The sequence below is a fragment of the Ensifer sp. CCNWLY38 genome, from assembly GCF_037120565.1.
Classification (GTDB): Bacteria; Pseudomonadota; Alphaproteobacteria; order Rhizobiales; family Rhizobiaceae; genus Ensifer; species Ensifer adhaerens_H.
Genome location: NZ_JBBBBO010000013.1, coordinates 59,054 through 71,775, shown reverse-complemented (window position 1 = coordinate 71,775; position 12,722 = coordinate 59,054). Strand labels below are relative to the sequence as shown.

Genomic DNA, 12,722 nt, shown 5'->3' with positions numbered 1-12,722 from the left:
ATGGCAGATACCAAGGAAACCATCCTGGCCGTTCGCGGCCTCAAGGTGAACTTCTCGACGCCTGATGGCACGGTGGAAGCGGTCAAGGGCATCGATCTCGACGTCCGTACCGGCGAAACGCTTGCGGTCGTCGGCGAGTCCGGCTCCGGCAAGAGCCAGACGATGATGGGCATCATGGGCCTGCTCGCCAAGAACGGTGAGGTCACCGGCTCCGCGCGTTACCGCGGACAGGAGCTTGTGGGCCTGCCACCAAAGGCGCTGAACCAGGTGCGCGGTGCGAAGGTCACAATGATCTTCCAGGAGCCGATGACGTCGCTTGATCCGCTCTATCCCGTCGGCCGCCAGATCGCCGAGCCGATCGTGCACCATCGGGGCGGCACGTTCAAACAGGCGCGGGCGCGCGTGCTTGAACTGCTTGAGCTCGTGGGCATCCCGGAACCTGGGCGCCGCATCGACAGCTATCCGCACGAGCTCTCGGGCGGCCAGCGCCAACGCGTGATGATCGCTATGGCGCTCGCCAACGAGCCGGATCTCCTGATTGCGGACGAACCGACGACGGCACTCGACGTGACGATCCAGGCGCAGATCCTCGATCTCCTGAAGTCGCTGCAGAAGCGCTTCGGCATGGCGATCGTGCTGATCACGCACGACCTCGGCATCGTCAAGCACTTCGCGGACCGCGTTGCTGTGATGCGCCGCGGCGAGGTGGTGGAGAGAGGCACGACGGCTGACATCTTCGAGCGGCCGCAGGCCGACTACACGAAGATGCTGCTTGCAGCCGAGCCGAGCGGTCGCAAGGCGTCGCCGGCCGACAGCGCGCCGATCATTCTCGAAGGGCGCGACGTCTGTGTCGACTACCAAATCGGCGGCGGTCTATTCCGTGGCGGCAAGTCTGTCTTCCGTGCGGTGGATAACGTCAATCTGCGCCTGCAAGAGGGACAGACGATCGGTGTCGTCGGCGAGTCCGGCTCGGGCAAGTCGACGCTCGGACGCGCGCTCCTAAGGCTCCTGCCGAGCAGTGGTCACTACCGCTTCGGGACGAAGGATATTTCCAGCTTCGATCGTGGGCAGATGCGGCCGCTACGTCGCACCCTGCAGCTCGTCTTCCAGGACCCGTACGGTTCGCTGTCGCCACGCCGTACCGTCGGCGAGATCATCACGGAAGGCCTGCACGTGCATGAGCCCGAGCTCAGCCGTGCTGATCGCGACCGCCGGGCGTCAGAAGCGCTGAAGGAAGTGGGGCTCGACCCTGCGTCCCGCAACCGCTACCCGCACGAGTTCTCGGGCGGCCAGCGGCAGCGTATCGCGATCGCCCGCGCAATGATCCTGAAGCCGAAGGTCGTCATTCTCGACGAACCGACCTCGGCGCTCGACCGCTCGGTGCAAGGTCAGGTGATCGAACTCCTGCGTGACCTGCAGCGCTCGCATGGGCTCTCCTACATCTTCATCAGCCACGATCTTTCGGTGGTGAAGGCGATGTCGGACTATGTGATCGTCATGAAGAACGGCAAGATCGTCGAGGAAGGCGAGACGGACGCGATCTTCGAGGCGCCGAAGCAGCCCTATACCAAGACGTTGATCGGCGCAGCCTTCAACGTCTGAGCCGGTAGCCAGCACCATTGACGGGGACGCGAGCGATCGCGTCCCCGTTTTCGTTTGCGGTCATTCCGGTTCTGATGCCCGCTCTGTCTAGAGCTCGCCTTCGGCGGGGAAATCCGCCGCGACGAGTTTCTTGTCGAGCCCGAACTTTTGCATTTTCTCGTAGAGCGTCTTGCGCGAAATGCCGAGAGACTCGTAGACCGGCTTGAGGGCGCCGCCATGCGCGGCAATGGCGCTGGCGATGAGACCCTTTTCATAGGCTGCCACCTTATCGGCAAGCCGGCCGCTATCTTCCTTCGCGGCATCGAGCGGTGCTGAATCAAGCCCGAGCACCAGCCGCTCGGCGGCGTTGCGCAGTTCGCGCACATTGCCCGGCCAGTCGCGCTCCGCCATTTCCGCCAGCATGGCTTGCGAGACCTCGACTTCATCGCGGCCGTAGCGCGCCGCGGATTCCCTGACCAACTGCAGAAAGAGCAACGGGATATCGGCGCGGCGCTGGGCGAGCGAGGGAACCCGAAGCGTTGCGACATTGAGGCGGTAGAGCAGATCGGCGCGGAAGCGCCCAGCAGCAACTTCCCTTTCGAGATCGACCTTGCTGGTGGCGATGAAGCGCACATCGAGCGGCACGACTTCGTTCGATCCGAGGCGGGTGATGACGCGTTCCTGGAGGACGCGCAGGAACTTCGCCTGAAGGTCGAACGGCATCGAGCCGATCTCGTCGAGCAGGATGGTGCCGCCGCGACCATGTTCGAATTTGCCGTAGCGTGGGCGGATGGCACCAGGAAAGGCGCCGGGCTCGTGGCCGAAGAGTTCGCTCTCGATCAGGTTCTCCGGCAGGGCCGCGCAGTTGATGGCGATGAACGGGCTGTTGGCACGGGCGCTAAGATCATGCAGCGTGCGGGCCAGCACCTCCTTGCCGACGCCGGTATCACCGATGATCAGCGTGTCCGTGTCGGCCGCGCCGATCGCGCGGATACGATAGCGCAGATCGACCATGACCTGGCTGCGGCCGGGGAGCCGCTGCTCGATGTCGTCGCGTTTGCCGGCGACGGCTTTCAGCCGGCGGTTTTCCAGAACGAGCGCGCGCCAGTCCAACGCCCGGCGAATGGTGCCGGCGAGCATCTGGGCCGCGAACGGCTTCTCGACGAAATCATAGGCGCCTTCGCGCATCGCGCGCACGGCAAGCTGAACGTCGCCGTGGCCGGTGACGAGGATGACCGGCACCTCGGCATCGATCTCTCGGATGCGCTGCAGCAGCGTCATGCCGTCCATGCCGGGCATGCGGATGTCGCTGATGACGACACCGGCGAAGCTGTAGCTGATGAATTCCAGGGCACGTTCGGCTGCGGCGAAGGCATCGACGCGGAAACCCGCGAGTTCCAAAGCCTGCGCACTCGAATGGCGCACCTCCTCTTCGTCGTCGACGAGCAGGATCCGGCTCTCGATCATTCGGCAGCCTCCCGGGCATTGCTGTTTTCAGCGGCGAGTTCGATCCGAAACTCGGCACCGCCTTCCGCAAGGTTTGTTGCGATAAGACTGCCGCCGAAATCCTTGATAATGTTATAGGAAATCGAAAGGCCAAGGCCCAGCCCCTTGCCGACGCCCTTTGTGGAAAAGAACGGATCGAAGATGCGCTCGGCAATCGCCGGCGCGATGCCCGGTCCCCGATCGCTGACCGTCAACACCACCTTGTGGTCTTCCTTTCGAGCGCGAAGGCGAATGGTCCGGTCATCAAGTCCTTCGACCGCATCGGCCGCATTGGAGATGATGTTGACGAGCACCTGCTGCAGGCGGACTGAGCCGGCACGGACGACGAGCGGCTTATCGCCGAGATCGATGTCGATGGTTGCCGCTGCGGCCTTCAGCCGAACCGATACGATCTCCATCGTATCGCGCACAACCTCCTCGACCGGAACCGGCCCAAGCTTCTCATTCGGCTTGCGGGCGAAATTTCGCAGATGCTTGCTGATCGCCGCCATGCGGTCGACGAGCCCGGAGATCCGGCGGATATTGTCGGTCGCCTCGTCGGAGCGGCCACGTTCGATCAGCAGGGCCGCGCTGTCGGCATAGGTCTTGGCGGCGGCAAGTGGCTGGTTGAATTCGTGCGAAAGGGCCGCGGACATTTGGCCGAGACCTGCCAGTTTGCCGGCCTGGATCAGATCGGCCTGCGTCCTGCGCAACTGCTGTTCCGTCAGGCGACGTTCGGCGATCTCCTCCTCGATCTGGGCGTTGACGCGCGCGAGGTCGGCGGTGCGTTCGTCGACACGGCGTTCGAGTTCGACCTGCGCTTCTGCCTGCATTGAGATGCGTTCGTTGAGCCGAGCACGCCGTTGCAGAACAATGGCCACGCCAAGGCCCGCAAGACAGATCAACAGCAGAGCTGCTGCAACGGTGGTCAGCGCTTGCGTATAGGCAGACGCCGTATCCACGAGGACATTCACGGTCCAGTCGGCATCCGGCATATATTGCGAGAGCACGAGATATTCGCGGCTCGAACCGCGGGAGGAGACGCTCATGAAGCGGTGGTCGGACGCGTTGCTCTCTGCCATGGGCAGCGGACGCAGGGTGGCGTCGGCGTACCGCCTCGAGGCTTCGGTGCGCGCGAGGCGGTCTGAGGTCAGCGGCAGGATAGAGGAATAGAGCCAGTCCGGGTCGCCGGACATGAAGATGATGCCTTCGGGATCGGAAACGAAGATCCTGTATTCCCCGCCCTGCCAGGAGGCTTCGATGCTTTCGACATCGACCTTGAAGACGATAACGCCGCGGATTTCGTCGCCGATCTGGATTGGCGAGCCGAAATAGTAGCCGCGCTTCAGCGATGTGGTGCCAAGCGCATAGAACCGCGACTGCTGTCCGCGAAGCGCTTCCTGGAAATAGGGTCGGTAGCTGAAGTTCTGGCCGACGAAGCTCGTCGGCCCGTCATAGTTGCTGGCAGCGATCGTATCGCCGTCCGGCGTGATGACATAGATATCGGAGGAGTGGAGCAGCGCGTTGATGTCTTTCAGATAGGTGTTCACCGCCTCCCTCAGTCGCCGATCACGCGGGCGGGTGACCAGTTCCTGAACGTCCTCGTGATCGGCGATCAGTGCTGGCAGCGCCTGATAGCGGTTGAGGTGACCATCGAGCGCCGTGACGGCGAGCCGGAGAGCGGTGGTGGCTTGAGCGGTTGCCTCGCGCAGATAGCTGTCTGTCGTGACCGCATAGCCTTTCCAGGCCAGCATGGTCGCAAGCAGCGGCAGCAGCAGGAATCCAAGAGCCAAGCGATAATTCACAGGTGTCCGCGCGCCTCCTCGCGTGCTTACGGCAACATGCCGCGAGCCGATCTTATGCATCGGCGCAACCGGTCACAAGCGCAGCGCTACCAGGCACATGATTGTTGACGAGTTTCCGGCGTCGTCAATGAAATGTTGACAATGCGTTTGGCCGCCGCCGTCTTTCGCCGACGGCCGGATGAGCGCATCTATGACCCAACGGAGCGCCCGGTGGCGCCGGAGAGAAAGGATCACGGCAATGCTCAATCAGATCAAGGGTCTGCATCACGTCACTTCGATGGCCGACGATGCGCGCGAAAACAACCTGTTCTTCACCAAGTCGCTCGGCCTGCGTCGCGTCAAGAAGACGGTCAACTTCGACTCGCCGGATGTCTACCACCTCTATTACGGCGACGAAGCCGGCACGCCCGGCACGGTCATGACCTATTTCCCCTTCCCGAACATGCCGCGCGGCCGCGCCGGTACCGGCGAAGTTGGGACCACCGTCTTCTCCGTGCCCGAAGGCTCGCTCGGCTTCTGGCGGGATCGCCTGACGGCATCGGGGGTCTCCGGTCTCAAGGACGAAGAAACCTTCGGCGAAAAGCGGCTGAACTTTGCCGGCCCTGATGGCGACGGCTTCGCGCTCGTCGAGGTCAAGGACGACCAGCGCGCGCCCTGGACGGAAGGCGGTATCTCGGCGGATCATGCGATCCGCGGCTTCCACTCCGCCGCACTCCGTCTTCGCGATGTAGGCGCGACGGCCGAACTGCTGAAGTTCATGGGCTATGAGGAGCTTGACCGCAAGGACGGCGTCACGCGTTTGATCGTGCCTGGCGGCAACGATGCGCGCGTCATCGACCTCGAGACGATGCCGAACATCGGTCGCGCTTCCCAAGGCGCCGGTTCGGTGCATCATATCGCCTTTGCCGTCGAAAACCGCGAAAAGCAACTGGAAGTGCGCAAGGCGTTGATGGACACCGGCTACCAAGTCACCCCGGTCATCGACCGCGATTACTTCTGGGCGATCTACTTCCGCACGCCGGGCGGCGTGCTGTTCGAGATCGCCACCAACGAGCCGGGCTTCGACCGGGACGAGGATCTCGCTCACCTCGGCGAGGCGCTGAAGCTGCCGCAGCAGCACAAGCACCTGCGTCCGATCCTGGAAAGCCACCTGCAGAAGATCGACGACTAACACGTCAATGCAGGGAGGGCTCGCCGTTGCGGCGAGCCTTCGGCACCGGATTGTACGGAAGAACGGTTCACAGTTTCGTCGAAACCGCGAATCTAACGCTTTGAAATCAGGCAATCTTGGACGGGTGTCTACCCCTATCCGGAAATTGCTTCAGGAGACAAAAATGGTCGATCATGGCTACGTTCACAAACTGAAGGCCGGCAAGCCCGGCCAGCCGATCTTCTTCGTCTTTCACGGGACGGGCGGAGATGAAAACCAGTTCTTCACCTTCGCGTCCGAGCTTCTGCCCGATGCGACGATCGTCTCGCCGCGTGGCGACGTGGCGGAATATGGGGCTGCGCGCTTCTTCAAGCGCACGGGCGAGGGCGTTTACGACATGGCGGATCTTGCACGCGCCACCGAGAAGATGGCCGGTTTCGTCAAGGCATTGGCCGCGGAGCATCAGGCTTCGGAGGTGATCGGCCTTGGCTATTCCAACGGCGCGAACATTCTTGCCAATGTGCTGATCGAAGACGGTGTCTTCGACAAGTCGGTGCTCATGCATCCGCTGATCCCGTTCCGGCCGAAGGACAACGCGGGCCTCAAAGGGCGCCGGGTGTTGATCACGGCCGGCGAACGCGATCCCATCTGCCCGGCGCCGCTGACGCAGGCCCTGGCAAACTATTTCCAGGGGCAGGGCGCCGTCACGGAAACCGAATGGCACCCGGGTGGCCACGATATCCGGCAGAACGAGGTCGCCGCGATCGGTCGTTTCCTGAAAGGTTGACGCTATTCCAGCCGGCGGCGGAACAGCCATGAGGCGGCCGAGAGGGTGACGATGGCGATCAGCAAGAGCGGGATCGTCTGGCGCACCACCTCGACCGCCGGAATGTCCTTTAGGAATACGCCCTTCACAATTACGAGGAAGTAGCGCAACGGGTTGACGTAGGTGATCGGTTGCAGCCACGAGGGCATGTTCTCGATCGGCGTCGCGAAGCCGGAGAGCAGCATTGCCGGCACCATGAAGAGGAATGCACCGAGGATCGCCTGCTGCTGTGTCATCGACAGCGCCGAGATGAACAGGCCGAGACCGACGACGGCGGCCAGGTAGAAGACCGCGCTGCCGTAGAGCAGGAACAGCGAGCCGCGCAGCGGCACGCCGAAGATGAAGACGGCGGCCAGGATGTAGATGGTGATGTGGAACAGGCCGATCATCATCGGCGGGATCAGCTTGCCGATCAGGATTTCGTGGGTTCGAAGCGGTGAGACCATAAGCTGATCGAAAGTGCCGAGCTCGCGTTCGCGCGCGATCGATAGCGCGGTGACGATCAGGCCGATCAAAAGCGCGATGCTCGCCACCAGGTTCGGCACCATGAACCATTGATAGGTGAGGTTCGGATTGAACCAGTTGCGCGCAACGACGGTGACTGCGTCGGACGCCATCCGCTTGCCTGCGGGCGTCTCGGCGGCAAGCGTTCCGACGATGCGACTGAGATAGCCGGAGACGATCTGCGACGCGTTTGAGCGGCGCCCGTCGAGGATGATCTGCACCTTTGCCGGCCGGCTCCCCTCAATATCGCGCGAGAAGGTGGGGCCGATTTCGATCGCGGCTATGACCTCTTGGGTGTCGATCGCCACGCGCACCTCGTCGGGGCTGTTGGTGAAGCGGATGCTGCGGAAGGTCGGCGACCCCTGGATCTCCTGGACGAGATCCTGGCTCCAATGGCCGTTGTCGCGGTTCAGCACCATGACGTCGACATTCGTCACTTCCAGCGTTGCTGCGTAGGAAAACACCAGCAGCTGCATGATCGGCGGCACGATCAGCACGGTGCGTCCCTTGGGATCACGCAGCACCGCCAGCAATTCCTTAACGATCAGCGCTTTGAGCCTTGTCCACCACATCTCAGCCAATCCTCTTGCGGGTGCTGCGGGCGGCGAGTGCGAAGAAGACGCAGCCGATCAGGAGCATGACGGCGATGGCACGCGTGAACATCGGCCAGATGTCGCCGGCAAGGAACACGGTCTGCAGGCTTGGGATCAGATAACGCGCCGGCACGATGAGAGTGATCCATTGAATAACCGTCGGCATCGAATTGATTTCGAAGAGAAAGCCGGAGAGCAAGAACGCCGGCAGAAAGGCTGAGATCAGCGCGAGCTGCGAGGCGAGGAACTGGTTCTTGGTCGCCGCCGAGATCAGCAAGCCTTGGCCGAGCGCCGGCATCAGGAAGGTTGCCGAGAGCGCATAGAGCGCTGCGATCGAGCCGCGGAAGGGGACGCCGAAGAGGAAGACGGCAAGCAGAACGCAGAGCGTCATCGAGGTGAGGCCGAGGATAAAATAGGGCAGCAGCTTTCCGGCCAGGAGTTCGGCGGCCGAGACGGGCGTCGCCATCATCGCCTCCATCGTGCCGCGTTCCCATTCACGGGCAACGACGAGCGAGGTGAGCAGCGTGCCGACCAGCGTCATGACGATGGCGATCGACCCGGGCACTAGGAAATTCCGGCTGGTCAACTCCGGATTGAACCAGAAGCGCTGCTCGGCGGAGATTGCCGGCGGTCGGCCGGCGCCGTCGCTCAAGCGCTGGCGCTCCCAGTTGGCAAGGGTCGCCTGGGCGTAGTTCTGCACGAAGTTGGCGGTGTTGGGGTCGGAGCCATCGACGAGCACCTGCAACGCCGGATGGCGCCCGGCGGCATAGTCCGCCGTAAAGCCGGCCGGGATCACGACGATGCCGCGCACGCGGCCGAGCACCAGGTCCTCTTCGAATTCGCGCCGGTCGCGGCCGACCGTCACCTTGAAATAGCGTGACGCCTGGAAGCCGGCGGCGAGGTCGCGGGTCAGCGGCGCTTCCTCTTCGATAACGAGGCCGACGCGGGTCTGCGTCGTATCGAGCGAGACGCCGTAGCCGAAGAGAAACAGCAGGATCATGGGCAGCACGAAGGCGATCAGGATGCTGCTCGGATCGCGGACGATCTGGTAGCTTTCCTTGCGCACCAGCGCGGCAAAGCGACGGGCTCGGGCGGCCCGGCTTTCGATGTTGGCGGATTGCGCGCTCATGCCGCCTCCTTTTCCTCCGACCCCTGGACCAGGGCGATGAAAGCATCTTCCATCGTCGGGTCCGGAAGCTTGTCGCTGGCGACCTGCGCCTTCAGTTCATCCGGCGAGCCGAGCGCGATCGACCGGCCGCGATAGATGAGCGAGATACGGTCGCAATATTCGGCCTCGTCCATAAAGTGGGTGGTGACGAGCACCGTCACGCCCTTTTCGACCAGCCCGTTGATATGGGTCCAGAACTCGCGCCGGGTGATGGGGTCGACGCCGGAGGTCGGTTCATCGAGGAACAGCGCTTCCGGCTCATGCAGCACGGCGCAGGCAAGGGCCAGCCGCTGCTTGAGGCCAAGCGGCAAATCCTTGGCCGACATGTCGAGCAGCCGGCCGAAGGCGAAGATGTCGACCATCAGTTGAATGCGTTCGCGCTTGCGCGTGCCGGAAAGGCCGTAGACGCCGGCAAAGAAACTGAGGTTCTGAGCGACGCTTAGGTCGCCATAGAGCGAGAACTTCTGCGCCATGTAGCCAAGCCGGTTGCGCGCCTCAGCCGCGTCGCGGCGCAGGTCGAAACCGGCAACGCGGCCTTCGCCGGCCGACGGTTTCAGCAGGCCGCAGAGCATCTTGAACGTCGTCGATTTGCCGGCGCCGTTCGGGCCGAGAAGTCCGAAGATCTGGCCGCGCGGAATGTCGAAGGTGATGTCGTCGGCGGCGGTGAAGTCGCCGAAGCGTTTCGTCAGGCCGTGGGCCTCGATGACCGGCTTGCTGTCTTCTATTGTGAAAGGTGTCTGCGTTTCCGCCAGTTTCGAGCGACCGCCAGGCCCACCGCCGAGCATGTCGATGAAAGCATCCTCGAAGCGGGGCGGCGTGGTCGTCACATCAGGCGCCGACGTGCCGTCGTCCGGTGTTGCCGGTTTGGTGCCCGGCTTCATCACCAGGCGGATCGCTTCACCCTGAATGACACCGTCGACGACGTCGTCGTCATCGAGCAAGCGCGCGAGCTTCTGGCGGCGCCCATGCCCGATGCCGGAAACCTTGAAAACGCGGTCGGCGACCCGAGCGGTCAGCTCGGCGGGGCTGCCGGCAAACAGCAGCTTGCCCTCGTTCAGCAGCAGAACGCTGTCGCAGGCCTCGGCTTCGTCGAGATAGGCGGTCGACCAGACGACGCCGATCCCCTCGGCCGTCAGGTTCTCGACCATTTTCCAGAGGTCGCGGCGCGAGATCGGATCGACGCCGACACCCGGCTCATCCAGGAGAAGCAGGCGAGGCTTGCGCAGCAGTGCGCAGGCGAGGCCGAGCTTCTGCTTCATGCCTCCGGAGAGTTTGCCGGCAAGCCGCTCGGTAAAACGCTTGAGATCGGTGAATTCCAGCAACTCGTCGAAGGTCGCGGCACGCTCGGCGAGCGGCAGCCCGCGCAAGTCGGCATAGAGGTTAAGGTTCTCTTGAACGGACAGGTCTTCATAGAGGCCGAAGCGCTGCGGCATGTAGCCGATCGCCGCCTGGATGTCGGCGGCTTTGGTCACCGTATCGAAACCGAGGACCTCGACCTTTCCCTCGTCCGGCACCATCAGCCCGGTCATCAGCCGGATCAGCGTGGTTTTTCCTGCGCCGTCAGGACCGACGAGCCCTGTGATCCGTCCGCCGAGGATTTCGCCATCGATGTGGTCGAGCGCCGGCGGGGCATCGCCGAAACGCTTGACCACGTCCACGATCCGGACGAACGGCGCGTTCTCGTTCATCGTTTTGCCTCTGCGGCTGCAGGCAAGTGCACCGTCACCGGCATGCCCTGCCTGAGATCGGGACCCGGCTTGTCGACCACGATGCGCAGGCGATAGACGAGATCGGTCCTGAGCTCTGGCGTTTCCACCGACTTCGGGGTGAACTCGGCGACGGGCGAGATAAAACCCACCGTCGCCTTGTAGGGGCGATCCGGCGCGCCGTCCGACGTGATCTCGACAGCCATGCCCGGATGCACCCGGCCAAGATCCGGCTCTGCGACATAGGCCCGGACCCAGACGGGTTCGTTGAGCGAGACGACATAGACCATGTCCGAGGGCGCGACGATGGCGCCGACTTCGCGCACCCGGGACAGAACCGTGCCCGCGCTTGGCGCGAGCAGGCGGGTATCGGCAAGCGACGTGCGGGCACTTTCGAGCTTGGCTTCGGCTGCGAGCACCTGTGCCTGACCCGCCTCGATGTCCTCGATCCGGCTTCCCTCCTCGATGAGCGCCAGCGCCTCGCGGGCGGAGGTGGCGCGTGCAGCGGCGGCAGCCCTGTTGGCGCTTGCCTCGTCGAGGTTGGCCTGAGAAATGGTGCCGTTCGGACGCAATTGCCGCGCGCGTTCAAAGGCAAGGTTGGCATTTTCCAGGTCGGCCAGACGTTCCTCATGGGTAGCGCGCGCCTGGGCGATTTCGGTCGGGCGGGCGCCCGCCTTCAATTTTGCAAGATTGGCCTTGAGCGCGCCGAGTTCGGCTCCCGCTGCGGCCACCGCCTGTTCGAATGGAACGGCGTCAAGGGTCGCGAGGACATCGCCGGGCTTCACCGCGTCGCCTTCGTCGACGCCAAGGCTCGCAATACGGCCATTGACGCGGAAGCTGAGAGAGACTTGGCGGATGTCGACATTGCCGTAAAGAACCGAGGCTCGCTCCGTGCCAGTCCAGCCGAGCCGCTGGGGGACGTCGAACCACCAAGCGCCGGCTGCGGCGCCAGCGAGCATTAGAAGGGCGATTGCCGGCTTGTTCATGGCTGGCCCTCCTTCTCGCCGCCAAGTGCCGCGACAAGCTCGGCGACGTGCCGACGCAGAATGTCGAGTTCGTCGGGGCCAACGGCCTGCCAGTTCATCTGCCGGAGCATGGCCGCATGGGCCATACGGAAGACGAGGATGCTGCCGACGACGGAGAGGGTCCTCAGCCGGACATGTTCGGATTGTGGCGGTTCACCGAGAATGGTCGCAACCAGCCTGCCGGCCATGCCGATCATCGGCCCCATGACGTTGGTATAGACCCGCTCGAAGGCTTCGGTCGGTTCCATCTGTTCGCGGATGATGAAACGCGCCCAGCTCTCGGACTGCCGGCTGACGAAGATCGCGATCATGTGTTGCGCCACCTGGGTCAAGAGTTCGCGGGCTTCCTCAGCCGACATCGCCTTGCCTTCGCCGTCGAGGCGGGCAAGACGCTCGAGGATTGCGTTTCTGAGATCGCCGACATGTCCAACGATAATCGAGGCAAGATGCTCGGCGGCAGCAATGTAGAGGCCTTCCTTGCCGCCGAAATAGTAGGGGATCGCCTGCAGGTTCACGCCGGCAGTCTCGGCGAGCATCCGCGTGCTGGCGCCATCGAAGCCGTAGCGGCCGAAGACATCTATGGAACTCGTCAAAAGCTTCTCACGCGTGATGTCGCCGCGTTCCTGCTTGGATGTTTGGGTCGAGGTTTTGTTTTTCATCATGTTCTCAAATTACATCATTCCATTGATTAAGTCAATCGAATGAATTTGTGGTTCGCGGTTGCGCGGCTTCTGGTCCGCGCCATGGGCGGATGAGCGAAACGTTCGCGGCTCACGGGAGAGCGAGGTGTAGGTTGGCTGTGATTTGGCCATATGGCGCAGATGGTTGCGCATGGCGCCTAAGGACGGCGCGCGATCACAAGGGGATGGGGGAGGATTT

10 protein-coding genes are annotated in these 12,722 nt (G+C 63.2%); 3 read left to right on the top strand and 7 right to left on the bottom strand.

The genetic code is table 11. The annotated features are described in order from the left end of the window. Complete coding sequence (locus V7S54_RS25425) at nt 1-1,602, top strand: ABC transporter ATP-binding protein (protein ID WP_065374789.1); 1,602 nt, start codon at nt 1-3, stop codon at nt 1,600-1,602. Nucleotides 1,603-1,689: 87 nt separating this feature from the next. Here the strand turns inward: V7S54_RS25425 and V7S54_RS25420 are convergent, their stop codons facing one another. Further along, nucleotides 1,690-3,048 carry a sigma-54-dependent transcriptional regulator gene (locus V7S54_RS25420; protein ID WP_065374790.1) on the bottom strand — a complete coding sequence of 453 codons (1,359 nt, stop codon included), beginning with the start codon at nt 3,046-3,048 and terminating at the stop codon, nt 1,690-1,692. After that, entirely contained in the window at nt 3,045-4,871 is a 1,827-nt protein-coding gene (locus tag V7S54_RS25415; RefSeq protein WP_065374791.1) for a sensor histidine kinase, read from the bottom strand. The genes V7S54_RS25420 and V7S54_RS25415 overlap by 4 nt, the downstream gene beginning before the upstream one ends. A gap of 238 nt (nt 4,872-5,109) precedes the next feature. Here V7S54_RS25415 and V7S54_RS25410 point away from each other — a divergent pair, with 238 nt between their 5' ends. After that, nucleotides 5,110-6,042 carry a VOC family protein gene (locus V7S54_RS25410; protein WP_065374792.1) on the top strand — a complete coding sequence of 311 codons (933 nt, stop codon included), beginning with the start codon at nt 5,110-5,112 and terminating at the stop codon, nt 6,040-6,042. 163 nt (nt 6,043-6,205) lie between these two features. After that, nucleotides 6,206-6,808, top strand: coding sequence for an alpha/beta hydrolase (locus tag V7S54_RS25405; protein ID WP_065374793.1), 603 nt, complete (start codon nt 6,206-6,208; stop codon nt 6,806-6,808). Between the two features lie 2 nt (nt 6,809-6,810). On the opposite strand, the gene V7S54_RS25400 is transcribed toward V7S54_RS25405, so the two are convergent. Genes V7S54_RS25400 through V7S54_RS25380 form a run of 5 tightly spaced genes read right to left on the bottom strand, consistent with a single transcriptional unit; the run spans nt 6,811 to nt 12,505 of the window. Continuing rightward, nucleotides 6,811-7,923, bottom strand: coding sequence for an ABC transporter permease (locus tag V7S54_RS25400; protein WP_065374794.1), 1,113 nt, complete (start codon nt 7,921-7,923; stop codon nt 6,811-6,813). A 1-nt stretch (nt 7,924) separates the two neighbouring features. Beyond that, nucleotides 7,925-9,073 (bottom strand): ABC transporter permease, encoded by a 1,149-nt coding sequence (locus V7S54_RS25395; protein ID WP_141679415.1) that lies wholly within the window; start codon nt 9,071-9,073, stop codon nt 7,925-7,927. After that, nucleotides 9,070-10,800 (bottom strand): ATP-binding cassette domain-containing protein, encoded by a 1,731-nt coding sequence (locus V7S54_RS25390; RefSeq protein ID WP_065374795.1) that lies wholly within the window; start codon nt 10,798-10,800, stop codon nt 9,070-9,072. The genes V7S54_RS25395 and V7S54_RS25390 overlap by 4 nt, the downstream gene beginning before the upstream one ends. Next, nucleotides 10,797-11,804 carry a secretion protein HlyD gene (gene hlyD, locus V7S54_RS25385; protein WP_065374796.1) on the bottom strand — a complete coding sequence of 336 codons (1,008 nt, stop codon included), beginning with the start codon at nt 11,802-11,804 and terminating at the stop codon, nt 10,797-10,799. The genes V7S54_RS25390 and hlyD overlap by 4 nt, the downstream gene beginning before the upstream one ends. After that, entirely contained in the window at nt 11,801-12,505 is a 705-nt protein-coding gene (locus tag V7S54_RS25380; protein ID WP_065374797.1) for a CerR family C-terminal domain-containing protein, read from the bottom strand. Before V7S54_RS25380 ends, hlyD begins: the two co-directional genes overlap by 4 nt. Between the last annotated feature and the right edge of the window lie 217 nt (nt 12,506-12,722).